Genomic DNA, 23,826 nt, shown 5'->3' on the forward strand with positions numbered 1-23,826 from the left:
GGAAAAAGCAAATAATATCTGGATTTATAAGTCGAAATCAGTGCAAATGAGAAATTCACTGCCTTATAATTAGGATAATAAAATCTATTAAATAAGGGGTAATAAATAAATGAATGATCATACTAAAAATGAAATAAAAAGCTGGACGAAGTCCATTTGTATTGCATTAGGAGTGGCATTTGTCGTTAGATCGTTTATTTTTGCTCCCTATATTGTAGAGGGTGCTTCGATGGAGCCCACATTACATAATAAAGAAAAAATCTTCGTGAATAAATTTACTTTAACGGACAATTTTAAAAGAGGAGAAATTGTCATTATTAAAGGTGAAGAAGAAAATTATGTGAAGAGGATTATTGGTATACCAGGAGATACGATTGAAATGAAAAAGGATCAACTTTTGATTAATGGTGTACATTTCAAGGAATCATATCTATCTCAAAATCGTAAACTAGCTGAACAAATGGGTAGTCTGTTAACAGGTGACTTTGGACCAGAAATTGTACCTAAGAACTATTATTTTGTTATGGGGGATAACAGATTACATAGTATGGATAGTCGGAATGGTTTGGGTTATATCCAAAAAGAAACGATTGTTGGAAAACCTGAATTTGTATTTCTGCCATTCACCCAAATAAGGAATATTAAGTAATGAAAATGTTTAGGTGACATATAAAATGACGTGTGTTTGGCACACGTCATTTTGTTATAGATAATGCCGTAACTGCTCAACCTGTCTTCGACTTGTATCAATGACTTCTTCCGCAAGCTGCCTGCTTTCAGGATCAAGGTCGCCCCTAACAAGTTCCTCAGAATATTGAACTCCATAATGATCTAAGCCTTTCAAAGCGTCCTCAATCATTTCATTTGTATCATTCGGTAGCATGGCCTTGTGCATAAAGCTATGCATCGAGCCTGAGAATCCTTCACCGTCCGCAGGAATGCCGCCTAAATTTTGAATTCTCACGGCCAGTTTCTGTGCATTCAGCTTTACTTCCTGCTGCATGAATTGAAAGACTCGCTTTAATTCTTCATCCTCAACCTTGTGTATATAATGTTCAAAAGACCGTATGCCCATATATGTTCCTCTTAATAAAGTATTTAATTCCTCAATAATGACCTCATTTGACATTCTCACACTTCCTTTCATTCTATTTTGACACGATGGTAGGATATTTTATTCGAGATATGGTCGTAATTCATCCATATTGAATGAAAAAGGAATCTTACGCAATCGATTATGGGATTGCTTCGTCTAATGGGAAAAGGACCAAAGCTTGTCCTTTTGTTTATTTTTTAAAGACGTGTTGTCCAATTACCAGTGTGGTTGCTCTCGAATCGAGCCATCGGCTGGTTGCGGTAGTGGGATTGTAGAAAAATACGGCTCCTGTGGCTAATTGTCTTTTATCAGTAAGAGCAGCTTTTACAGCTTGTATCGATTCTTCATCGGCGGGTTTATCTATTTGACCATTTTTCACAGGTTGAAATTGACCAGGGGCATATATCACATCCTTAATAGTGTCGGGAAATTGAGGGCTTTCGACTCTGTTCAGTACTACACAAGCTACTGCAATTTTCCCCTCTAATGGTTCTGTTTGTGCCTCAGCTCTTACCAATCTTGCTAGTAAATCTATTTCAGCATCTGAGAGATTGGTGTTCACAGGCTCTTTTTGGATGGTTTCCTTGGGTCTAGTAGAGTTAGTAGGAGTATTGATTTTTTGACCTATGTAAATTAGATTTAAGTTTGAAATTTGTGGATTCGCATCCGCTAGTTCTTGTAAGGTTAACTGATGATCTCTTGCTATACTCGACATGGTGTCTCCGGGCTTTACGTCATAAGCAAAAGCAGGAGAAGCAAATAATAGTGAGACAGTCAAAGTAAGTAACGAAATAAGCTTTTTCATAATTTTAGTCCTCCAAGTTGGTTTAATGTATATAAATCTATTACTATGAAGTGAAAAAATAGAATAGTATTACAGTTAAGTTACATGGATAAGACAATTAAAAGTCTATTGATGTGAGGAAATACCAGATTGATAGATTGTGGACTGGAATTCAACAAGATCGTAGGGAGGGAAACGGTTTACGAAGCCAAACTCTCGAGAGGCAAAGCGGTTGTCAAGAAACAAACAAAAACCATGTGAATCTTTTATATTAAAGTTACAAAGGATAATTTTAGTGATCATGTGGCCAAAGCAAATAAGTTTGTTTCCTGTATTTCTATTGTTACTATTGAAATATACCCTTTAAAAAAGAAAGGATTAATGTAAATAATGGGAACTATTAATATACCTGTATCAGTCTTAAATCTCGCCCCAATCCGTGAAGGAAAGAATTCGCAACAAGCGATTGAGGAAATGCTGAATCTTGCTCAAGCAACGGAAGCAATGGGCTACCAGCGCTACTGGATTGCCGAGCACCACAACACTCCGACACTTGTAAGTTCTGCAACACCGATATTAATCAAACATACCTTGGAGCATACCAAAACAATCAAGGTTGGTTCTGGCGGAATTATGCTGCCAAACCATTCGCCGTTGGTCGTAGCGGAACAATTCGGTACAATGGCAACGATTTATCCAAATCGAGTTGAACTTGGACTTGGACGCGCACCTGGAACCGATATGATGACTGCCAGTGCATTGAGACGTTCAAAAAATGATTCAGTTTATACCTTCCCTGAGGATGTTCAGGCATTACTTACCTATTTTGGACCGGAAGAGCACCAAGGATATGTAAGAGCCTATCCAGGTTTAGAAACCAATGTACCAATTTATATTCTGGGTTCTTCCACAGATTCGGCTTATTTAGCGGCAAGCTTAGGTCTGCCATATGTATTTGCTTCACACTTTGCACCTAAATTCATGGGAGAAGCCATTTCGATTTATAGGGAGAGGTTCCAGCCTTCTGAGTATTTGGATAAACCATATATGATGGTATGTCTAAATGTCATTGCAGCAGAAAGCGATGAAGAAGCGAAATACCAACAAACCACCATGCAGCAGTTTTTCCTAAATGTTGTCCGTGGTTCACGTAATCCATTACAGCCGCCAGTTAAAAGTATGGATGGTATTTGGAACCCAATGGAGGAGGAAATGGCGAAGTCTATGTCCAGCGTGACTTTGTTAGGAAGTAAAGAAACAATTCGTCAGCAGCTAACTAGCTTCCAAAACCGTTATGCTGTGGATGAAATCATGGCAGTGTCTTACATTTATGATCCGGAAAAACAAAAACGTTCTTATGAAATATTTAAAGAAGTGGTAGAAGGCAAGTAGTTTCATTACATTCCAAGGTTGATTGTGCCCGAATCTTGGCTGGGCGACTATTTGGGGCACAATCATGAAATAGTGAAAAAATGGCGTTTGAATCTACGTCATTTTTTCACTATTTTTTTGGAAAAAACCATTCATTCACGTCACCATCCATTGTCTCATAGGATACATTAACAAATGCGGGGTGATTTGGGTGAATATTTGGGTGAAAGCAGGTATTTTACTATATCTTTCACTACTGTTTTTCGGGAGTTTCATAGCTATTGGTGTAGTTTGGACAGGAACACTAGACGACAAATTCCCCTTTATTGATGACATCAAAATTTTCTTGTATTATTTCTTCGCTGGATCTATCGGGGGTTCCCTGCGGCATTTGTACATGTTCTGTTCCCACTATATGAAAGATGAATTGAATGACTATCGACTATGGATTATGTACATCTTCTATCCAATATTCGCGACCGGAACAGCGATAGTGGCAGTTACCTTAATTCAAAGTGGAATCTTACTAATCGAATTCGTCGACTTCGAAGATACCCCTTATGCACAAATTAGCTTTGCTTTCTTCGTTGGATTTGGATTCAACCGCTTCGTAAACAAACTAAACGCACTGTCAAAAGACATATTCAAAACCAATCAGCAGCAAACAATAAACACCGAAGAAAATAACGACAATAGCCAGAGTCCTAGTAAATAAGGGCTTCTGGCTGGTTTTGTTTTACGGTGACATTTATGGTGACAGGCACCATTTATACATTTTCACCTATTTATGCAACTTTTTGTGTATATGAAAATAATTTTCTACGTATATGTTTTATTTATTAACATACATATTAACGATTTTCGTAAATAAAGGAGATGGTAACTTTTGTGGAATTATCAAGGGTATCAGAATGGGCCGCTAAATCTATATAGTTACTATGTGGGCTATAATCCCCCGACTTCGGTGAATCCATTTCCAAGGTTTCCGAGTATTCATAGTTCAGCATTCTTAAGTCCCTTTACGTTTGTGGTAGGGGATGTTACCATTCAGGAAAATACTTATGTTGGACCGTTTGTAAGTATCCGAGCTGATGAAGGGACTCCATTTTATATTGGAAGGAATAGTAACCTTCAGGATGGTGTCATTCTTCATGGCATAAAAAATAAATATTTTGAAAAGGACAACAAGAAGTACTCCATTTATATCGGGAACCATGTTTCTTGTGCTCATGGTGCTTTGGTACATGGTCCCTGCCGGGTGGATGACGAAGTTTTTATAGGATTTAAAGCAATTGTTTATAATGCAATCATTGGAGGAGGATGCTTTATTTCTTCTGGTGCGGCGGTTACCAATGGAGTGGTACTTAAACCAAATAGCTTTGTTCCACCTGGCGCAAATGTCGATACACAGGAAAAAGCAAATGTATTAGCCACAGTACCAGGAACAGAAGAGGAATTTGCTAAAGAGGTACAGCGGGTTAATTCAGAATTCCCTTCAGCCTATTCCTTGTATTTCGGAAAAAATAAATGTTCATGCGGTCTAGCTTGTTAGATACAGCAAGGAAAAATGGTTATTCTCTAAAAGTGTTTCCAAGGATGACCTTTGCAATTATCCATAAAAGGGGGAACTGAAATGAACTATCGAATTATCGAATTATCGAAAAAGAAGCCTTTCATCTAGTAGGAATCAAAAGAGAGTTCCTATCATATTCAATGGCGTAAATCCGGAAATTGCAGCGATGTGGCAAAGTTTAGATATGGAGAAAATTAACACGCTTAAGCAACTTTCAAATGTCGAGCCAATTGAACTGCTTAGTGCATCGACGAATTTTTCAGAAGGGAGAATGGAGGGAAAAGGGGAGTTAGATCACTATATCGGTGTGGCAACCACTAAGGAAAGCCCTGCGGATCTAAGCCTTGTGTAACAAAATTGAAATATAATCGCCAAAAAGCCCTCAGTTACACACTGAAGGGCTATTTTTGTCAGAAACCGTTCACAATATAGACATATATTTTCATAATCTTCAAAATACATTTCGACATTAATTGGAAGTTTTCTAGTAAAATTCTAATCCAAGTATACTTTAAAATGCAATTTACAGTGAATTTTGTAGGAATTAGTTTGAAACAGTCGACTTTTTTGATTTTTCAATAAATAATTTGTTTGCTAAAATGAAAATACAATCACAAAAAATATAGAAAATAAGAATTTTATAGATAATAATTAGTAGAATTGTGTAGAAGTATTTTTGGGAGGGCTCCAATTGTAGTAATAAATAGGAGGGCTTTTTATGTATTTCAAAGTTAGTTTTTGGAGAAGATTAACGAAAAAGCAGAAGTTAAGATTACTAAGACAAAAAGCTCACGTGAATTTAATTAGTAAAGATTTTATTGCATAAGAGAATATATCTTAAGCAAGTTTGTAATTAGACTTAGAATAAATATAGATTTAACAAAACACCCCCCAAATGGTCGGTGTTTCTTGTTGTGCCGAATACATCTTGGGCATATATTAGGATTTTAAGGGTTGCTTGACCGCAATACAAAAAACATGTTACTATAAGGTCACTTGATAAACATGTGACCTTTTGATCACATGTTTTTAGTAATCATCTAACCTTGATGAAAGGGTTGTTGGAATGGATGAAGAACTTTCAACCGTATTTAAAGCATTGGGACATCCAATCAGAAGGCAAATACTCGATATCCTTAAGCAATCGCCAAGAACCACTGGTGAACTAGACGAATATTTTCCAGAAGTCACTAGGTATGCGATTATGAAGCACTTAAAGATCTTAGAGGAAGGCAATTTGGTGGTAGTAAGACGTGAAGGTAAGTTTAAACGTAACTTTCTTAACGCGGTACCTCTCCAGGAAATGCATAAACGCTGGGTAGGGAAATATATGCAATCAACGGAGAGCTCCCTCTTAAACTTACGTTCGGCAGTTAAACAAAAAGGAGAAATTGATAAAATGAGTGAATTTCGTATTGAACAGGAAATATTCATTGATGCACCACGTGCAGAGGTTTTTAAAGCGTTAACGGATAATGTGGAGGATTGGTGGGAATTTCGTATCGCTCCAAAAGGAGTAACCTCTCACCTTTCATTGGAACCCGTTCCAGGTGGACAATTTATTGAAAAATGGGACGAAAATGATGGAGCCATTTGGGGAAATGTTTATTTTGTAAACGCTCCTGAAGAAATTCGCCTTTTCGGACATCTCGGCATGCAAGGCGCAGTTAACAGTGCCTATACCTATCGTCTTTTAGAAAAAGAAGGAGGAACGCTGCTTCAGCTTTCTCATACTGCCTCAGGTGTTATTCTTGAACAATGGGAACAAGAGCACTCAAAAGGCTGGGAATATCTTCTTGGAACATTGCTTAAAAATTACGTAGAAAATAAAGTGGAGTAAATTGAGATGGTGGATGTAGTAACAGAAATAATTATTAGCTGTCCTATTTCACAAGTATCAGAATATGCTTCAAACCCTAATAATGCTCCAGAATGGTATGTAAATATCAATTCAGCGGAGTGGAGATCCCCAAAACCACTCTCGATAGGTTCTAAAATTGCATTTAAAGCAAAGTTTCTTGGTCGAGAACTTGCTTATGTGTATGAAATTGTTGAACTCATTCCAAGAAAGAAACTAGTGATGAAAACAGCTCAAGGACCTTTTCCGATGAAGACAATCTATACATGGGAAGAGATGGATGCAAATCAAACGAAAATGACCTTGAGAAATAAAGGGAATCCGACTGGTTTTAGTAAGTTAATCTCTCCTTTCATGACAACAATGATGAGGAAAGCAAATATGAAGGATTTAAAAAAGATTAAAGAAGTCCTTGAAAATAATTTATAAAATACAAAAAACACCGTCCAAAATGAGCGGTGTTTTTCGTATTATCCAATTAATATTTTCTCTTCTGCATATTTAACCTTAGCTTCTTTTCGAGGATTCAATAGAGCAAATGCCATAGTTAAGGGGCCAAGTCTTCCTATAAACATCATGAGGGTTATCAAAACCCTTCCGAATGGGGATAGTTCTGGTGTGAAATTTGCCGACAATCCCACCGTTCCAAAGGCTGAAATGGTTTCAAATAGGAGTTTACTCATATCAGCTTTTTCAGTAAAAGTGAGTAAAAAGAAGATTATAAAGATAAAAAATATAGCTGCTACTACGATTGATAAAGATTTATTCACCAATTCCCATGATATTCTTCTTTTAAACAGGTTTACGTTGTTTCGATTTGTCACGACTGCCCAAAAAGCAAGAATTATTATGGCAAAGGTTGTTACTTTAATTCCTCCACCAGTTGATCCAGAAGATGCTCCTATAAACATGAGGGCCATCATAAAAACTAGAGATGAAAGATTCATGGCCCCAATATCAATCGTATTAAAACCAGCAGTCCTAGTTACGACTCCTTGAAAATAGGAAGCCCAAAGCTTATCTTCAAACGCAAGGTTTCCAATGGTTGCAGAATTACTATATTCGGAAATTAAAATAATAAAAAATCCTACAATGTTTAAAAAGAGGGACATAAGCAGTGCCACTTTAGAGTGCAAGGATAGTTTACGAAAAGATTTCTTAGCCCATAAATCCAGAATAACCGTAAAACCAATACCTCCGGTAATGAAAAGCGAAGTGATGGCGATGTTTACCGTAGGGTCACCAACCCATTTACTTAGATTATCAGGTTCTAGTCCAAAACCAGCATTATTAAATGCGGATATCGAATGGAAGATTCCATAATAAATGGCTTTCCCAAGTGGCATTTCAAAAGACCAGCGAATCGCTAAAGCAGCAGCTCCCAGCAATTCAACGATAAATGTAATAAGAATGATCCGCTTTACTAAGCTGACAACACCCGCAAGAGAAAATACGTTTAAAGAATCTTGCAGCAATAAGCGTTCCTTTAATCCAATTTTTTTTCCTAAAATAATGAACATAAATATACCTGTCGTCATAAAACCCCAGCCGCCAATCTGAATCAAGCTGAGGAGAACAATTTCACCAAACAAAGTAAAGGTTGTTCCTGTATCAACAACAGCCAAACCGGTTACACAAACGGCTGAGGTTGCCTCGAATAAAGCATCAATAAAGTTTAGTCCACGACCCTCTTCATAAGTAGCAATCGGCAGCATAAATAGAAAAGTACCCAATAATATTAGAGCTCCGAAGCCCAATACAAGTATTTGCGCAGGATGCAATTTTACCAAATTCCCTTTTCTTTTATAATATTTCACTTTTTTGGTCTCCCTCTATTATCAATAGTCAAGTCCTGATGTTGATAATAATACCAAAAAGACTACTGAGCTGATAGTAACTTTCGGAGGTACTTTTTACGTGAAAAACAAGTGTCTTTATTTTGGTTACACTTCAGAAATCTTGGTATGATATTTACAATAGATTTAAAAAGTAAAAATGGAGGCAATAAAATGTACAGCTTTAAGAATGATTACAGTGAAGGTGCACATCCAAGAATCTTGAATGCATTAATAGAAACCAACCTTGTACAAGATGAAGGGTACGGGGAGGATCGATATTCGAAGGAAGCAATTGAACTAATAAAGGAGAAAATTGAAAGTAATAATGTAGATATTCATTTCATATCAGGCGGTACCCAAACAAATCTTATTGCGATTTCAGCTTTCCTTAGACCACATGAAGCCGCAATTGCGGTTAGCAGTGGACATATTCTCGGGCATGAAACAGGAGCCATTGAGGCAACTGGTCATAAAATACTTTCTGTTGAGGGGGAAAATGGTAAACTTTCACCATCCGATTTGCAGGTCGTACTTGACGGTCACCCGGATGAGCATATGGTGAAGCCTATGCTAGTATACATATCAAATTCTACTGAGATTGGATCCATTTATTCCAAAAGTGAACTTCAGGATTTACATGATTTCTGCCAACATAATCAACTAATTTTGTATATGGATGGTGCGAGACTTGGTTCGGCATTGTGTTCCGAGGAAAATGATCTAGAATTGAGTGATCTTCCTAAACTAGTAGATGCGTTCTATATTGGCGGAACGAAGAATGGGGCATTGATTGGTGAAGCATTAGTGATTTGTCGTGATACTTTAAAAGAGGATTTTCGTTATCATATTAAGCAAAAAGGCGCACTTCTAGCAAAAGGAAGGCTGATGGGCATACAGTTTCTTGAACTTTTCCGTGATAATTTGTTCTTTGAATTGGCATATCATGCGAATAAGATGGCCGGCTTGATAAGAGATGAGCTCAACAACGCGAATGTCACGTTTTTGACCCACTCACTATCTAATCAACTTTTCCCGATACTGCCGAATTCTATCATCACCGAGCTGCAAAAAAACTATGCTTTTCATATTTGGGAGAAGGTAGATTCTGATTCATCTGCTATTCGAATTGTAACATCGTGGGCAACAAAAGAGGCAGAGGTAAATAGTCTTACAGAGGATTTGAAAAAGTTCTTATAGCTTTGGATAAAAAGGATACAAAAGGTGATAGTCAGCCTGATGTATCTTTTTTTTGTTGAGTAAATCATTTAAAATAAAGTGAGAATTTTATTGACTAAAGGGAAGAATTTTAATGAGCCCAAAGTACCGTTATAATAATATTGGAGGTGTGAATGATGGGTTTTTTAGACAAACTATTTGGGAATCAAACAAAGGAGGAAAAGACGATGACAAATGAAAAAGTGAAAATTGGAATTATATTAGGCAGCACACGTCAAGGGCGCGTTAGTCCTCAAGTAGGGGAATGGGTAAAAGGAATTGCCGACAAACGAACGGACGCCAATTATGAAATTGTCGATATTGCTGATTTTAATTTACCCTTTTTAGGAACTACCGATGGATCAGAACCAGGAATTGGTGCTTGGAATGGGAAACTTGCTGAACTAGATGGATTTGTATTCATCGTTCAAGAATACAATCACAGTATTACAGCTGCTTTAAAAAATGCTCTTGATTTTGCTCGTGAAGCTTGGAACGACAAAGCAGCAGGTATCGTAAGTTACGGTTCTACCGGCGGGGCACGTGCAGCTGAGCATTTACGTGGAATCTGCGGTGAATTGAAAATTGCTGACGTTCGTACGCATCCAACATTGAGCTTATTTACCGACTTTGTGAATGGGTCTGAATTCAAACCACAAGATTTACATCTTAATAATGTAAATGCCATGCTTGGTGAAGTGGAGCAATGGAGTAGAGCATTAAAAACTGTACGATAATACTGAAGTACTAGCGTATTGGTCAAATAAATAATGCAGAGGATTTCATATTTTGAAGTCCGCTTTTTTTGTATGTGAATAAAGGAAATTTTGTTATCAATTTGAAAAAATAACAAAGTTCATTCATACTTGGATATAAATACTTATGAAAAGAAGGGTTCCGTTCCATGCATATGAATGATTTACATAAATGGGTGTCCAAACTTGGACTTTCTCCACATCCTGAAGGTGGGTATTACAAAGAAACTTTTAAGTCAGAAGAACATATTAGTGACAACGAATTATCCGTAAATTACGAGGGTAAACGTAAGCTATATACGAGTATTTATTTTCTTTTAACCTCAGATGATGTGTCCCATTTTCACCGTCTTAAATCAGATGAACTTTGGTACTATCACGGTGGCAGTTCTTTAAGTATTCATATAATTGATGAAACAGGAAAATATCAGGAAATAAAGCTGGGAATGAATCTTGATGCTGGAGAAGTACTACAATTCTTAGTGAAGAAGAATTCTATATTTGGTTCCTCTGTATCAGAAATGGATACATGTTCACTGGTGGGATGTATGGTTTCCCCTGGCTTTGAATTTCAAGACTTTGAACTATTTACACAGGAAGAGCTTTTGCAAATATATCCGCAACATAAAGAAATAATCTTGAAATTAGCCTACCAACAGTTGCCAAGTTCGTCGGAATAAATATCGAGGAGTATAAATGTGGCTTTTAGAAATAGGTTGAATTTATTTAGGATTGATTACATAAAAGTACAAATCGGAATCAAGATGGCGATTCTAAACATGAACTCGCGCATGAAACATCCTCCCTTCCAAATTCATCCTAGTTACATTCAGTATAGGAGAGAAATGTTAAGAGTCAGTTGTTGAATTGTAAATTTTTTGTCAATAATAGATAAATCACCATGCATTAATTTAAAAACTAGCGATCTATTTGACCGAACTCCTTGTAAATTTCCCCATTGACCATGTCAATGGGTTTTTTTATTATTACAATTTCTAGCAGGATATCCCATAGAATCCTTTTCTATATGAAGTAAATAATAACGGTAGATTATTTAAGAAAATGGGTGAAAGTGTAAAATGGGTGAAAAAGCAATGAAGGGTAAACGGAAAGGATTGTCTGCGTGGCAGCTAACGATGATGGCGTTAGGAAGCGTAATAGGGGGTTCTTTTTTCCTCGGATCGTCAGTTGCGATAAATGCAGCAGGTCCCTCGATATTACTGTCGTATATTTTAGCTGGGGGACTTGTATACCTGATCCTTTTCGCCTTGTCTGAGATGACGGTAGGAAATCCAACAGTCGGATCTTTTAGTACTTTTGCAGCACGCGAACTAGGACAGGGAACTGGATTTGTTGTAGGATGGCTATATTGGACAGGTACCATTCTATCGATGTCGAGTGAAGCTACAGCGATATCATTATTAATTCGTGAATGGTACCCAAATGTATCAATTGCCTGGGTAGGTGGTTCGATAATTGTCGCTGTTACACTATTGAATTTACTAGGGGCCGATAAGATAGGTAAGCTTGCAAGCGGCCTATCGGCAGTGAAAATTTTCGCGATTATCTTTTTTATCCTCACTGCTTTGGTGTTAATTTTAGGATTTATGCCAGGGACACCTGCGATTGGTACTGGAGAGTTAGCAAGAGAACCAATAATGCCAGGCGGGATCCAGGGCATTGCCGGAAGTATGCTGCTGGTGGTTTTTGCGTATGCAGGCTTTGAAATCATTGGCTTAGCCGCAACTGAAACGGAAAACCCAACTGAAACAATTCCCGATTCGCTATACGGTGTTTTCACTTGTCGGATTGTATATTTTGTATGCAGCAGTCCTCCTTCCACTTATTCCTACAGCAGACCTTAGCGAAAATGTTAGCCCGATGGTGGCTTCATTAAATAGATGGGGAATTGGCTGGGCGGGGACTGCGCTTAATTTAGTGTTAATTTCAGCGATCCTTTCAGCCATGCTTGCATGTATTTTTGGGCTGGGAAGGATGGTCAGGTCACTTTCTGATGAAGGGCATGCTCCTGCCTGGCTGAAAGACAAACGCGATGTTCCCTATCGTGGAATTTTATTTTCTGGACTTTCTATGTTAATTGGATTGTTTTTTGGGCTTTTGTTTCCTAGAGCTTATCTGGTATTGATTACTTCAGGAGGCTTTGCCTTAATCTTTACCTACGCCATTATCATGGCGAGCCATATTCGTTATCGTAAAAGGGAAGGATGTCCACCTGGAGGCATCTGTCAGATGCCAGGGTTTCCTTTAACCTCATGGGTTGCATTAATAAGCTTAATCATTATTTTATTGTGTATGCCTTTTATTCCAGGTCAAACGGCAGGACTTGTAACAGGTAGTAGTATGGTTGTTGTGTTCTCCCTCATTTATTATGTGATGTATTATCGGAAACGCACGATTGTGAAGGATACAGAAAACGAAGGTCTGTCACCAAGGGATTATCATCCAAGCTTCGCAACAGAGTTATCAGAGGAATTAATAGAAACAGTTGACGAAAGTACCAAGGAAAAATAAACTGAAAGAGGTTTCTTTTCTTTTAAAAATCAGAAAACTTAAGGGTGAAGGCAAAAAGTATGGCACAAAATGAACCTCTTTTAGCATTTGAATTTGCAGACTCGAACGGAAATATAAAACCATTAACATTTCAAAACCCGGTCAGTGTAATTACTGCTTCCAAGGTGGAAGATGTTTTACCTAGTTTCCAGCTTGTTCAAGAAGCTGTTGATAAAGGGTATTACGCTGCCGGATTTCTATCATATGAAAGTGCACCAGCCTTTGATCCAGCATTTAAGGTCAAGAGTGGGGGCTCATTTCCTTTGCTCTGGTTTGGCATTTTTTCAGACCCTGAACATTCTCAACTTAGCAGTTCAGGAGTATTTACCGTATCTGAGTGGAAACCATCCATATCGATGGACGAGTACAATCAAGGAATTACCTCTATAAAAAAATCCATACAGTTTGGTGATACATACCAGACAAATTATACCATTCGTCTCCATTCACAATTTAAAGGGGATGAGCTAGCTTTTTATAATAGGTTAAGTCAGGCGCAAAACTCCAATTATTGTGCTTATATACATACGGGTGAACATAGTATTTTGTGTGCTTCACCAGAATTGTTTTTTCACTTGGATCAAGGGAAAATTACTACTCGTCCTATGAAAGGGACTATAAAAAGAGGAGCATCTTTTGCTGAGGATGCTTCTAACGCAGAATGGCTATATCAATCGGAGAAAAATCGTGCAGAAAATCTTATGATTGTCGATTTGCTGCGGAATGATCTTGGAATGATTGCTCAATCTGGCAGCGTTAACGTTGAAAAAATCTTCGAAATTGAACAGTATCCAACTGTCCATCAAATGACTTCTACGATTTCGGCCAAGGTTTCGGAAACGACAAGCTTTGTTGATATCTTTAAAGCTCTTTTTCCATGTGGATCGATTACAGGAGCACCAAAGATAAGTACCATGAACATCATTTCAGACTTAGAAAATGAACCTCGTGAAGTATATTGCGGGGCAATTGGTTATATTACGCCAAACAAGGAAGCTATTTTTAACGTACCGATTAGAACAGTTCTTATTGATCATCAAACCGGAAGTGCCGTCTATGGTGTAGGTGGAGGAGTAACCTGGGATTCGACATCGGAAGGGGAATACCATGAAATTCTTGCGAAAGCAAAGCTGTTAGAAGAAAAACCGACAGAATTCCAATTATTAGAAAGTTTACTGCTTGAAAATGGAGATTATTTTTTGCTGGAAGAGCATCTCAAACGGTTAGAAAATTCAGCTCGATATTTTGGGTTTCGATATCAAACTGAAAAAATAGAAAGTTCTTTAAAGGAGTTTGGAGAAAATAATCCTACCGGGTTGTTAAAGGTTCGATTACTAATAGCGAAAAATGGGGATTTGACGATAGAAGGTCATATAATCACTCAAAAGAATGCCGTATTCAAGGTAAGCCTAGCGGAAGAACCTGTCGATAAAACAAACCTATTTTTATATCATAAAACAACCAATCGCGAGATTTATGCAAAGTATCAAAAGCAAAAGTCACAAGAAGCATTTGATGTGCTGCTATGGAATCAAGAAGGTGAATTAACTGAATTTACAAATGGCAACATCGTTTTAGAAATTGAAGGTACCTTGTGGACCCCTCCGGTAATGAGCGGTTTATTGCCGGGAACTTTTCGTGATAGATTACTGCAAATAGGGGAAATTCACGAAAAAACACTCACAAAATCAGATTTGAAAAAGGCAACAAGAATCTGGTTTATCAATAGTGTCCGAAAATGGCAAGAGGTTCAATTTATCTAATCAATATTCTGGAATAAACAAGCATTGAAAAACACGTAAAAAGCATGATATTATGTATCAATCAGTGTGTAGCGATAGAGTGGGTTTAAAATGCGTCTTTGTAAAACTGTATTAATTTTTGTTTCACAACTATGTCTGCCATCTGAAATAGATTTTTGGAGATGACAAATATGCATGGAGAAACAAGACTTCCTCATAATGCCAAAGAGGGAATATTATTTATGTTGATTATTTCGATAATTTCCGTAAATATTATAGCGCCAATCATTATAGGATTAGAACGCGGTTTTAGCAAGGAAGTTTATTTTGAAACATTAAAGCTTATTCCGTTTATGTGGGTTATAGTTGTCCTATTAGTAAGATTCGTTGCAGGTCCGCATGTAGGTAAGGTAATGCCTAAATTTGTGGGATAGACTGATGGATTTAATGCCAGAGTATTGTTAAATATTTTGTTAAATGTTACAGTGTTATCTTTATTGTTATCAATCATCGGAACATGGGTTGGCATGAAAGAAGTAAGTATGGAACCCTTTCAAAACTTTCTTCATATCTGGCCAAGAAATTTTGGAATAGCTTTTTGGGTTGAAATGTTGATCGCCCAGCCTATAGCTAGGATTTGCTATGAAAAAATTACATCATAGACAAGCGCGTAAAGCTGTAAATACGTAATACAATAAATTTTAGAATTCATAGATTGTCGATTGGTTTACGTAAAAAATCAATCGGCTTTTTTGCCCTACATTCGATCTCTATCTAATAAATTCTTTCTAAAAGCTTAAGAATATCTTAAGGATTCTATGAAACTTTTCTTGAGTTTTTATATGTATAGTATAAACAGAGAAGTTTTCTTGAAAACCTTATAAGGAGGCTGAGGATTTTGATAGAAAAAGAGGTTTATATTCTTTTAACGAATACAGGTTCTTTATTAACAAAACTAATTAAGCTATATACGAAAAAACCATATAATCATGCTTCAATAGCCTTTGATCATAATTTATCAGAGGTATATAGCTTTGGGAGAAAAACAGCCCGAAACCCATTTATTGGAGGGTTTGTCAAGGAAGATGTTAGGGAAGGATTATTTAAACAAGCAGACTGTGCTCTTTATTCTATTACCGTAACAGAGAGCCAAATCCAAAAGATGAAGTACTACTTACAAGAAATTGAGACACAAAAGAAACATTATCGTTATAATTTTTTAGGATTATTCGGTGTTATGTTTAATAAGCCATTAAAAAGAAACAATGCTTTCTTCTGTTCTCAATTTGTTGCCTTTATACTTAAGGAATCTACTATCATTCAATTTCAAAAGCCTATTTCATTAATAGCACCATATGATTTCCAATGTGTTCCTAATGTTCATTTAGTTTATGAAGGAAAACTAAAGAATTACCAAAATGAGAATATAGCAGAAAAGCATTGTATTCCACTTTCGGAAATAGGTGTATTCTCAAATAGATTGAAATGGCTCAGTTCTTTTGTCTGAGTCATTTTATTTTAATTGTCCATATCCTCATGATACTTGTAGCGTTTTGAAATGATAAAATATAATCATCTAGAGTAAAAGAGGTCATTTCACGGAGAATATTAGGATGGAAATTGAATCGATGGGATCGATGGTATGATCCGGAAAACGGTGGTTTTATTTATGATTTTAATCCTCACGAAAACCTTGAGCATGCGCTGTTAATTGTCGAAAGGTTAAAAAGCTTAGGCTATACATATACGGAAAAAGGGAATTATGAGGTTGCTTTAATGAGGTTTGTGAAGCAGGTAAAACGTTACCTGAAGCCATCACTAATGCAGCATTCTCTCTCGCCGACAATAGCACGATTGCGGATGAATGGTTGTAGAGAAAGTTAATTTTTGCGGAAAATCGTATAAAAGCCCAATGAATCGAGATCATTTCGAGCATTGGGCTTTTTTTATCATCCCTTTATTGCTTCATGCTTAAATCCACTCTGGGTAGCATACACTTCGTACCATTCATATTTTGGAGCTTTAAACCATTCGTATCTAGGTAAATAGACTAAGTATCTGGTATTGCCTTGTGCATCATAGATGGTTTTGAAGATAGTAACATTCCCAAATCCAAAGGTTCTATCCAAATAACCTTCCATTCCGTCTCTTAGGATATTTTTCTTATCTTCCTTTTCTTGCTTATGTAGCTCCATCACACCATCAATAAACATACTCATCAAGACCAACGTAATTAGAATTAGAACGAAAATAAATAATTTTAACAAAAGAACATCCTCCTACCTATTTTTGATGATTCAATATAATTTTACCTTCGTAGGATTGAAGAAGATGTGATAAATATAACAGGTCAGTTTCTAATTCTCTTATTTTTTCAAAAAGGTTAAGGAAATGAAAAAAGTTCAACACAATGATTGTGCTAAACTTGATTTATGTGACTAATCCCCTTTAATAATTTTGAGCGATCTTCCATTTGTGGCGGTTCCTCAAACCATCCGTTTTTAATCTTTAGTTTAATTCCTTCCTGTACATTAGAAATAAACATCTTTGGCTAAGAAGGTTGATTTTACGGAAAGATCCTTCCTCATACTAAAGTACGTACCGAAACTATTTCCTACTAAACCAAATCCATTAAGCAAGTAAATACAGTGCATCATCAGCTTATCAGAAAATGGAGGTACAGTTGATGTTGTTACCGTGCCTCCAGAAGTAGCTGAAAACTGAACATCGCTCTCAAGAAGAATGTCTTGCATAACTTTGATTTGTTCCTTGGCAAGCTCATTTCCTTTTACGAAATATTCCTTAACCTCTTTATTCTTAGCACATTGCGCAAAACCTGTAATTAGCTGTAGTCCAATATTATTTGTCTCAATCTCATGGTGAAGAATCCCAATCTCAATGTCATTTAAAGCTCGTTTATCCCCAAAAGGATTTAAACCATCCAGGTAGCTTTTGTTTTTTATAAATTCATTGGTTTTTGGCATCGTTACTTTTGGCGGTAGAGTAAGTATCCCTCTTTCGAGTAAGTAAAGGGTAGACAATTTATAAATTTTCTGTGTGACTGAGGTTAGTCCCTCATAAATTTGCATAATTTTGTCATTATAAGCCATATTCATATTAATGGTGTACATGCCCATGCTTACTTCTTTTAATATTCGGACAAACATTACATCGAACCCATTATCATATAACTTAGGAGCTTCTAAATTAACATCTTCCTTCGTGTAGCCAATTGGTTTCACCATTCCTTGATCTCTAAATATCTGTTCCATTTGTTGTAAATAGAAATTTTACTCCTGCCACAAACCACCAAGAATATTTGTGGCTTGTTGGTCATCGGACTTTTCGATAAAGTGTTCCAACATTCTCATAATAAGGGTTTTTTCACCATATGTAAGCCACAATGTTCCAATCTCTGAAGCGCTTAAAGGGGTTGTTAATATCAATACCGGTACCTCCTGTTAATGAGTTCAAAATATACAATTATCCTTAATTTACCCAATTTTGTATAAAAATCATTATGTTTGCAAAAAAGTAATTTTAATAAAACATTTTACAAAGACCCTGTCCTTTTTTGCATTTCATCTATATATATAAGGTGAAAGAAATAGGATCCGAAAAAAGGGAGGATATTAGTATGATCAAAATAACGCATGCCGCAGGACATGCACTTGTTACACCAGGGAAGCAATCACCCGATGGATATAAGGAATGGCAGGTTACTAGTGAGATTGTGAAGCTAGTGATGAGGGAGTTAGAAACTTATGAAGGAGTGGCTCAAAAACGGATTGATAATCCAACTGGGAAAAGTGATATTCCGCTAAACAAGCGCTGCGAGCTTGTAAATGGATGGAGTACAAATGTTCATATCGATTATCATCTAAATGCTTACGGGTCTGGTTGGAACAATGCTGGTGGAACCGAAATATATACCTATACGACAAAGCCAAGAGAGGCAGCTGCCCTAGCTGAAAAAATACAAACTAACCTAGTAAAAGCATTAGGGTTTCATAATCGTGGAGTGAAAGCTGCTGATTTCCAAATGGTAAGAGAAACGGAAATGACGGCTATATTAATCGAATTCGCCTTCATGACCAACCAAAACGAAGCTATGAAAATGAGGACTCCTGAATATCAGAAAAGAGCAGCTAAAGCAGTAGTGAATGGGCTTGTTTCGCAGTATGGACTGAAAAAGAAACCAGCTGTTTCATCAACTGATGATGTGGTTTATCGTGTCCAAGTGGGGGCATTTTCAGATATCGATAACGCAAAGAGCTTAGTAGAAGATTTGAAAGCAAAAGGATATCCAGCAATAATGGTTTAACATAAACGCTATTAATATACTAACTATTAGCAGTCATAAAAAAATTTATTTTACATCTCTTATAAAGAGGTGTTATTTTGAGAAAGAAGCTTATTTTTTCTATTATTATATTGGTTCTGTTAGTTTCATTCTATGAAGTGATGGTAAGAGGAAAAACAGTTACCTATATGGGTGAAGATGAGAATTGGCTTATTACGATAAATGCAAAAATAGAAGGACTAAATAGCAGTTATCGAATTGTAGTTAAATATAAAGGTAAAAAAGAGGTCGAAAATCTCAATTTTAATATTCATCCTCATTACGAAAGTGGTTTACCATTATTGAATGAAAATGGATATTATATCTATGATTGTAAGAATGAGTGTACCTACAATGATAAAGAGTCCAAACTGCTTTTATTTATTATTTGGAAGGAAAAGAATCAATCGGTGGAAAACTTGGATTTTATAGATTTGAAAAAAATAAGAAATTAATAGGTCTAAAAGTCTAGTAGGAAGTTATAACATTATATGTAACAGCATATGATTACTGTGCAGGCTATGTTTATTCATAGTATTATAGTGTTATGAATGAATTGGAGGTTTTTGTATGGATTTTATTAGTAGAGTCGCTTCAGAATTGAAAGAATTACTCACGGTTTTCCCGCCGCTTAATCTTCCCGAAGGATTGGAAGCAGCTAGACAAGCTCCTGCCATTCCAATTGAAAAATCTGAAAGCGTTAACATTTCGAAGCGCACTATACCTGGCGGTGATGGCCAAGATATGAAGGTTAAGATTTATGAACCTGTATCGAGAAATGCGGAAAAACTTCCAGCTCTTTTATTTATTCATGGGGGAGGTTACGTATTAGGAGATGCGGATGGCTCTGATGGCGACTGCCAACTCTTTGCTGAAGAAGCACAGTGTGTTGTCGTATCCGTGGATTACCGCCTTGCTCCTGAGCATCCATATCCTGCGCCATTAGAGGACTGTTATGCTGCTTTGGTATGGATGACCAATGCCGCGGATGAGTTAAAGATTGATGTGTCGAGTGTTGCTGTCGCGGGTCAAAGTGCAGGTGGTGGATTGACCGCGGCTTTAAGTTTGTTAGCTCGTGATCGCAAGGGGCCAGCTATCTCTTTCCAAATGCCATTATATCCGATGATTGATGACCGTAATGTGACACCGTCTAGTTACGAAATTACAGACGAACGTGCGATCTGGAATCGTGGAAACAATTTAGCAGGGTGGAGGATGTATTTAGGTGAACATGCAAACGGAGAAATTTCACCATATGCAGCACCTGCTCGTGCGAAAAATCTTTCTAACCTGCCACCTACCTTTACTTGTGTTGGTCAATTAGATCCCTTCCGTGATGAAACCATTGAATACGTAGCTAAATTGGCGCAGGCAGGAGTTGCTGTTGAATTCCACCTTTATCCTGGTGCTTACCATGGTTTTGAACTTTTAAATCCAACTTCAGAAATAGGGAAACAAGCAAGAAATGAATATGTTCAAGCGTTGAAAAAGGCGTTACAGCCTCAACCAGAATCGGTCAGTATCTAAAAATAAATCTAGCGCAATGGATTAGTTAATATTCCACTGCGCTTTTTAATTTACATACAAAACATAGAATAATAAAATAAATGAATGAGTTTTTTATAGAAAGTGAGGATTCTGTTATGATTGTTAAACCAAAAGAATTTACTATCAATGGTTTACGTTATTTTATCAGGTCTGCAATGGAGAAAGATGCGAAGAGCTTATCTGAAGTACGAGTACAGATAGATGGCGAAACAGAAAATTTAGATAGAGAACTAGGCGAGGCTTACATAAATGAAACGGGTTTTAAGAATATGATTAAAGAAGATTCAGAACGGGTCAGCAACTTATTTTTAGTAGCAGAAATTAATGATAGAATTATAGGTTTTTCCAGATGTGAAGGGAACCAATTGAAACGTTCCTCCCATAAAGTAGAGTTTGGTGTTTGTGTATTAAAAGAATATTGGGGATATGGGATAGGAAAAAGGCTTTTAGAAGAATGTGTTCTTTGGGCAGACACCAATGGAATAAAGAAAATGAACTTGAATGTTCTCGAAACGAATGATAAAGCGATAAAGCTGTATCAAATAAATGGGTTTGAAGTGGAAGGGATTTTAAAGTATGACAAACTTTTATCCGACGGAAATTTCTACAATACCGTTTTAATGGGTAGGAGTAATCAGCCGTAATATTTTGTACATAGAGATAGTTTTGAAAAATGTTTAATGTGGATGGTCTATTTTTAGATGAATTGGATGGTTAAGAAAAGTTCAAGTTGCGCTATCATTAATTAGTAAATAGCACTAATAAAAAAGACGAGGTGCAGCATGGAGATATTATCTGTTTTAGTCGTTTTAATCTTAATTGTTGCTGTGGTTTCAACCCTGGCATTAACGGGGAAGCCTGATGAAAACTATAGCGATTCCACAAAAAGGAATACAACCAATTTAACTTTAATATATGTGGTGATTATTTTTATATCATTAGTTTCCCTAGGAATCTACATTTGGATGACTTAGACAATGGTTAAAAGGATCAGAATAAAATCCTGATCCTTATCATTTCTTGGAAACAGCCTTTAGAGCATCCGCAAACCTTCGTATTCCTTCGTTAATATCTACTTCATTTTCCCGTGAAAACGTAAAACGGACAAATCCTTTTTCAGAACCCATGGTTAAACCAGGCACATAAATGACTCCCCGTTTAATGGACTCTTCGAGTAAATGAATTTCATTAAATTCTTGTTTTATCCTGCACCAGATATGAATTCCGCCTTTAGGAATATAAAAATCTACTTGGTCGTTTAGATAAGTTTGAAGGCTATTGACAATTTGATTTCTTCTACTTTCTAAATGAATAACTAAATTCTTAATATGTGATTCGAAGTTCGTCGAATCTAGAAAGTCATTTGCAATCCATTGGGTGTAACTGGCATGTCCAAAATCAACCTGCTGCTTGGCATCTGATAACCTTTCGATTACCGCTTTTGGACCTATAATCCAGCCTATCCTCAAACCTGATGCTAAGATTTTGGTCAGGGAGCTAATATATAAAACATTCCCATAATGATCTAATGATTTAAGGGTATGAATTTTTTCTCCTGTAAAAGAGGTTAGACTGTAAGGATCATCCTCAACAACGGGAATTCCATATTCAGATGATATTTCAATAACCTTTTTGCGTCTTTCTTCAGACATTAATGTACCGGTTGGATTTTGAAAAATAGGGTTTAAAAAAATCATTCGGATTCTATGTTTTTTATACAATGCAGTTATATCATTGGGATCAATTCCATTTTGCTCTCCCATTAAATCATATGTTTTGATTCCTGCTGATTTAAACACTGGTAGATTGTAATGATAGGAAGGATTTTCAATCGCGACAGCGTCCCCAGGTTTTAACAAACATTGTACAACCAGATGCAGCGCTTGTTGTGCACCGGATGTAACTAGTATCGATGATGGGTTCGTTTCAATTCCACGAAACTGCCTAACGTGGTTCGAAAGGGTTTCCCGCAGGATAGCATTACCTTGGGGATGGTCGTATCCTAATGATCCAATAAAGGACCGATTAGAAGTAATCTCTCGTAATGAATGCATCGGAAAGAGATCCTGAGACAATTCACCACTAGCTAAATTTATTAGGCTATGCTCGGCCATTTCTTTGTGTATTCTTTGCGTAACAGGCAAATTTGGTAAAAACGAACCTGCCTCAATATATCGGTTCCAACTTGGGATCCGTTTCTTGGAAAGGCCCCAAATATCTTTACTGATGGTTGTTCCGCTGCCCCTATTTCGATCAATCAGACCATTTGATTCCAATTCATCATAAGCAGCGATCACTGTACTTCTATTTACACCAAGTTCCTTAGCCAAACCTCTTTCGGAAGGTAGAGGTTTATCATGCGGAAAAGTTCCATCACCAATTCCGGTCTCAATATATAAAGCAAGTTGTTTATAAATAGGCATTTTTGAATCTCTATTCGGTTTCCAATCCATGTGATACATCCTTTTAATTGAGGTCTCTACTACCATTGTATACTTTTCCAAAAAATAATTCATTTGTTGAAACCAATTCAAGAATTTATACGATGGAAGTGACTGATGGGGGAGGAAATAATATGGGTATCTGGGCGTTGTGGGAAGCGTAGTGTTTAAAAAGGTAAGCAACTAAAAGTGCTTACCAATTAAAACCTCATCTAGAGAAAGGACTCTATGCTTTAACTCATTATTCCAATCTAAAAATCCGATCACCATTTGATTAGCCTCTGTTATAGTCGCATATCGGAAATGCTCATTCCCATTTATCACAAAAGCTTTTTCCTGTATTACCTCCATCTTCGCAAAGACACATTCTGTGTATTCAAGTGGTAGAAATTCATCTATACCTTCTGCTGGTCTGCCAACCCATTTAAAAAGGAAATCTTTGATTGCAAATTGCTCAATCATCGATAATTTTTTCTTAAATGTCAGCTTATCTACGGTTATTGTATTCAATTTAATCACTCCTTAATTAGTAGGTAAAGTTTATACTTTCAATCTCCTAACATCAACTCTATTACAGTGACAGAATATTTACATTTTGATTGCAGGCATAGTCCAGAATTGATAGGTTTGAAATTTCCGTTGCGATATGTGGAAATATGGGTCATTTTTCATATCAATTTTTCATAAATAAC

At 36.6% G+C, this 23,826-nt stretch carries 25 protein-coding genes and 3 pseudogenes; 20 read left to right on the forward strand and 8 right to left on the reverse strand.

The window, feature by feature from the left end; genetic code table 11:
• Positions 1-109: 109 nt before the first annotated feature.
• Positions 110-649, forward strand: coding sequence for a signal peptidase I (gene lepB, locus CHI06_RS24235; protein WP_095251132.1), 540 nt, complete (start codon positions 110-112; stop codon positions 647-649).
• Positions 650-703: 54 nt separating this feature from the next.
• Here the strand turns inward: lepB and CHI06_RS24240 are convergent, their stop codons facing one another.
• Both CHI06_RS24240 and CHI06_RS24245 read right to left on the reverse strand, forming a co-directional pair.
• Positions 704-1,129: a DUF2383 domain-containing protein gene (locus CHI06_RS24240; protein WP_095251133.1), complete on the reverse strand. Its 426-nt coding sequence runs from the start codon at positions 1,127-1,129 to the stop codon at positions 704-706.
• A 157-nt stretch (positions 1,130-1,286) separates the two neighbouring features.
• Positions 1,287-1,901: a cell wall hydrolase gene (locus CHI06_RS24245; protein ID WP_095251134.1), complete on the reverse strand. Its 615-nt coding sequence runs from the start codon at positions 1,899-1,901 to the stop codon at positions 1,287-1,289.
• A gap of 369 nt (positions 1,902-2,270) precedes the next feature.
• Here CHI06_RS24245 and CHI06_RS24250 point away from each other — a divergent pair, with 369 nt between their 5' ends.
• From CHI06_RS24250 to CHI06_RS24275, 6 genes and pseudogenes are all read left to right on the forward strand, one after another.
• A complete protein-coding gene (locus CHI06_RS24250; protein WP_095251135.1) occupies positions 2,271-3,272 on the forward strand; it encodes an LLM class flavin-dependent oxidoreductase in 1,002 nt (333 codons plus the stop codon).
• A gap of 190 nt (positions 3,273-3,462) precedes the next feature.
• Positions 3,463-3,966 carry a hypothetical protein gene (locus CHI06_RS24255; RefSeq protein ID WP_095251136.1) on the forward strand — a complete coding sequence of 168 codons (504 nt, stop codon included), beginning with the start codon at positions 3,463-3,465 and terminating at the stop codon, positions 3,964-3,966.
• A 171-nt stretch (positions 3,967-4,137) separates the two neighbouring features.
• A complete protein-coding gene (locus tag CHI06_RS24260) occupies positions 4,138-4,803 on the forward strand; it encodes a carbonate dehydratase (protein ID WP_095251137.1) in 666 nt (221 codons plus the stop codon).
• A gap of 5 nt (positions 4,804-4,808) precedes the next feature.
• Positions 4,809-5,167: pseudogene (locus CHI06_RS24265) on the forward strand (GyrI-like domain-containing protein); the annotation flags it as partial.
• Between the two features lie 723 nt (positions 5,168-5,890).
• A complete protein-coding gene (locus CHI06_RS24270; protein WP_095251138.1) occupies positions 5,891-6,664 on the forward strand; it encodes an SRPBCC domain-containing protein in 774 nt (257 codons plus the stop codon).
• Positions 6,665-6,670: 6 nt separating this feature from the next.
• A complete protein-coding gene (locus tag CHI06_RS24275; RefSeq protein ID WP_095251139.1) occupies positions 6,671-7,111 on the forward strand; it encodes an SRPBCC family protein in 441 nt (146 codons plus the stop codon).
• Positions 7,112-7,152: 41 nt separating this feature from the next.
• Here CHI06_RS24275 and CHI06_RS24280 read toward each other — a convergent pair whose 3' ends face one another.
• Positions 7,153-8,499, reverse strand: coding sequence for a TrkH family potassium uptake protein (locus CHI06_RS24280; protein ID WP_095251140.1), 1,347 nt, complete (start codon positions 8,497-8,499; stop codon positions 7,153-7,155).
• A gap of 192 nt (positions 8,500-8,691) precedes the next feature.
• On the opposite strand from CHI06_RS24280, the gene CHI06_RS24285 reads away from it, so the two are divergent.
• The 8 genes and pseudogenes from CHI06_RS24285 (at position 8,692) to CHI06_RS24320 (ending at position 16,687) form a co-directional block, all read left to right on the forward strand.
• A complete protein-coding gene (locus CHI06_RS24285; protein ID WP_095251141.1) occupies positions 8,692-9,717 on the forward strand; it encodes a threonine aldolase family protein in 1,026 nt (341 codons plus the stop codon).
• A 155-nt stretch (positions 9,718-9,872) separates the two neighbouring features.
• Positions 9,873-10,472, forward strand: coding sequence for an NADPH-dependent FMN reductase (locus tag CHI06_RS24290; RefSeq protein ID WP_095251142.1), 600 nt, complete (start codon positions 9,873-9,875; stop codon positions 10,470-10,472).
• Between the two features lie 167 nt (positions 10,473-10,639).
• Positions 10,640-11,170: a cupin domain-containing protein gene (locus CHI06_RS24295; RefSeq protein WP_095251143.1), complete on the forward strand. Its 531-nt coding sequence runs from the start codon at positions 10,640-10,642 to the stop codon at positions 11,168-11,170.
• Positions 11,171-11,629: 459 nt separating this feature from the next.
• Positions 11,630-13,022: pseudogene (locus CHI06_RS24300) on the forward strand (amino acid permease).
• A 59-nt stretch (positions 13,023-13,081) separates the two neighbouring features.
• On the forward strand, positions 13,082-14,824 hold the full coding sequence (gene pabB, locus CHI06_RS24305; protein WP_095251144.1) for an aminodeoxychorismate synthase component I: 1,743 nt from the start codon (positions 13,082-13,084) through the stop codon (positions 14,822-14,824).
• Between the two features lie 170 nt (positions 14,825-14,994).
• Positions 14,995-15,493, forward strand: a pseudogene (locus CHI06_RS24310) (hypothetical protein).
• A gap of 208 nt (positions 15,494-15,701) precedes the next feature.
• Positions 15,702-16,310, forward strand: a complete 609-nt coding sequence (locus CHI06_RS24315; protein ID WP_095251145.1) for a hypothetical protein — start codon at positions 15,702-15,704, stop codon at positions 16,308-16,310.
• 113 nt (positions 16,311-16,423) lie between these two features.
• Complete coding sequence (locus tag CHI06_RS24320; protein WP_306453844.1) at positions 16,424-16,687, forward strand: BC1872 family protein; 264 nt, start codon at positions 16,424-16,426, stop codon at positions 16,685-16,687.
• A 65-nt stretch (positions 16,688-16,752) separates the two neighbouring features.
• Here CHI06_RS24320 and CHI06_RS24325 read toward each other — a convergent pair whose 3' ends face one another.
• From CHI06_RS24325 to CHI06_RS30785, 3 genes are all read right to left on the reverse strand, one after another.
• Complete coding sequence (locus tag CHI06_RS24325; protein WP_095251146.1) at positions 16,753-17,070, reverse strand: hypothetical protein; 318 nt, start codon at positions 17,068-17,070, stop codon at positions 16,753-16,755.
• 264 nt (positions 17,071-17,334) lie between these two features.
• Positions 17,335-18,048 (reverse strand): DUF3231 family protein, encoded by a 714-nt coding sequence (locus CHI06_RS24330; protein WP_257009442.1) that lies wholly within the window; start codon positions 18,046-18,048, stop codon positions 17,335-17,337.
• 45 nt (positions 18,049-18,093) lie between these two features.
• On the reverse strand, positions 18,094-18,249 hold the full coding sequence (locus CHI06_RS30785) for a hypothetical protein (protein WP_257009443.1): 156 nt from the start codon (positions 18,247-18,249) through the stop codon (positions 18,094-18,096).
• Positions 18,250-18,440: 191 nt separating this feature from the next.
• Between CHI06_RS30785 and CHI06_RS24335 the strand changes: the two genes are divergently transcribed.
• The 5 genes from CHI06_RS24335 (at position 18,441) to CHI06_RS24355 (ending at position 21,667) form a co-directional block, all read left to right on the forward strand.
• On the forward strand, positions 18,441-19,127 hold the full coding sequence (locus CHI06_RS24335; protein ID WP_095251147.1) for an N-acetylmuramoyl-L-alanine amidase: 687 nt from the start codon (positions 18,441-18,443) through the stop codon (positions 19,125-19,127).
• 77 nt (positions 19,128-19,204) lie between these two features.
• The gene (locus CHI06_RS24340; RefSeq protein ID WP_095251148.1) at positions 19,205-19,600 is read left to right on the forward strand and encodes a hypothetical protein; all 396 of its coding nucleotides are present in this window, start codon (positions 19,205-19,207) and stop codon (positions 19,598-19,600) included.
• Between the two features lie 115 nt (positions 19,601-19,715).
• Positions 19,716-20,672 carry an alpha/beta hydrolase gene (locus tag CHI06_RS24345; protein WP_095251149.1) on the forward strand — a complete coding sequence of 319 codons (957 nt, stop codon included), beginning with the start codon at positions 19,716-19,718 and terminating at the stop codon, positions 20,670-20,672.
• Between the two features lie 116 nt (positions 20,673-20,788).
• Positions 20,789-21,337: a GNAT family N-acetyltransferase gene (locus CHI06_RS24350; RefSeq protein WP_095251170.1), complete on the forward strand. Its 549-nt coding sequence runs from the start codon at positions 20,789-20,791 to the stop codon at positions 21,335-21,337.
• 138 nt (positions 21,338-21,475) lie between these two features.
• Positions 21,476-21,667, forward strand: coding sequence for a hypothetical protein (locus tag CHI06_RS24355; RefSeq protein WP_095251150.1), 192 nt, complete (start codon positions 21,476-21,478; stop codon positions 21,665-21,667).
• A gap of 39 nt (positions 21,668-21,706) precedes the next feature.
• On the opposite strand, the gene pdxR is transcribed toward CHI06_RS24355, so the two are convergent.
• Positions 21,707-23,146, reverse strand: a complete 1,440-nt coding sequence (pdxR, locus tag CHI06_RS24360; RefSeq protein ID WP_095251151.1) for a MocR-like pyridoxine biosynthesis transcription factor PdxR — start codon at positions 23,144-23,146, stop codon at positions 21,707-21,709.
• Between the two features lie 171 nt (positions 23,147-23,317).
• Positions 23,318-23,644 carry a hypothetical protein gene (locus tag CHI06_RS24365; RefSeq protein WP_095251152.1) on the reverse strand — a complete coding sequence of 109 codons (327 nt, stop codon included), beginning with the start codon at positions 23,642-23,644 and terminating at the stop codon, positions 23,318-23,320.
• Positions 23,645-23,826 lie beyond the last annotated feature (182 nt).

This window comes from Bacillus sp. 7884-1 (genome assembly GCF_002272245.1).
Lineage (GTDB): Bacteria > Bacillota > Bacilli > Bacillales > Cytobacillaceae > Neobacillus.

What these genes read in the sequence shown, in the direction of transcription:
- lepB (WP_095251132.1), top strand. Translation starts at nt 110, where the DNA reads ATGAATGATCATACTAAAAATGAAATAAAAAGCTGGACGAAGTCCATT.
- CHI06_RS24240 (WP_095251133.1), bottom strand. Translation starts at nt 1,129, where the DNA reads ATGTCAAATGAGGTCATTATTGAGGAATTAAATACTTTATTAAGAGGA.
- CHI06_RS24245 (WP_095251134.1), bottom strand. Translation starts at nt 1,901, where the DNA reads ATGAAAAAGCTTATTTCGTTACTTACTTTGACTGTCTCACTATTATTT.
- CHI06_RS24250 (WP_095251135.1), top strand. Translation starts at nt 2,271, where the DNA reads ATGGGAACTATTAATATACCTGTATCAGTCTTAAATCTCGCCCCAATC.
- CHI06_RS24270 (WP_095251138.1), top strand. Translation starts at nt 5,891, where the DNA reads ATGGATGAAGAACTTTCAACCGTATTTAAAGCATTGGGACATCCAATC.
- CHI06_RS24275 (WP_095251139.1), top strand. Translation starts at nt 6,671, where the DNA reads ATGGTGGATGTAGTAACAGAAATAATTATTAGCTGTCCTATTTCACAA.
- CHI06_RS24285 (WP_095251141.1), top strand. Translation starts at nt 8,692, where the DNA reads ATGTACAGCTTTAAGAATGATTACAGTGAAGGTGCACATCCAAGAATC.
- CHI06_RS24290 (WP_095251142.1), top strand. Translation starts at nt 9,873, where the DNA reads ATGGGTTTTTTAGACAAACTATTTGGGAATCAAACAAAGGAGGAAAAG.
- CHI06_RS24295 (WP_095251143.1), top strand. Translation starts at nt 10,640, where the DNA reads ATGCATATGAATGATTTACATAAATGGGTGTCCAAACTTGGACTTTCT.
- pabB (WP_095251144.1), top strand. Translation starts at nt 13,082, where the DNA reads ATGGCACAAAATGAACCTCTTTTAGCATTTGAATTTGCAGACTCGAAC.
- CHI06_RS24330 (WP_257009442.1), bottom strand. Translation starts at nt 18,048, where the DNA reads ATGGTGAAACCAATTGGCTACACGAAGGAAGATGTTAATTTAGAAGCT.
- CHI06_RS24335 (WP_095251147.1), top strand. Translation starts at nt 18,441, where the DNA reads ATGATCAAAATAACGCATGCCGCAGGACATGCACTTGTTACACCAGGG.
- CHI06_RS24345 (WP_095251149.1), top strand. Translation starts at nt 19,716, where the DNA reads ATGGATTTTATTAGTAGAGTCGCTTCAGAATTGAAAGAATTACTCACG.
- CHI06_RS24350 (WP_095251170.1), top strand. Translation starts at nt 20,789, where the DNA reads ATGATTGTTAAACCAAAAGAATTTACTATCAATGGTTTACGTTATTTT.
- CHI06_RS24355 (WP_095251150.1), top strand. Translation starts at nt 21,476, where the DNA reads ATGGAGATATTATCTGTTTTAGTCGTTTTAATCTTAATTGTTGCTGTG.
- pdxR (WP_095251151.1), bottom strand. Translation starts at nt 23,146, where the DNA reads ATGGATTGGAAACCGAATAGAGATTCAAAAATGCCTATTTATAAACAA.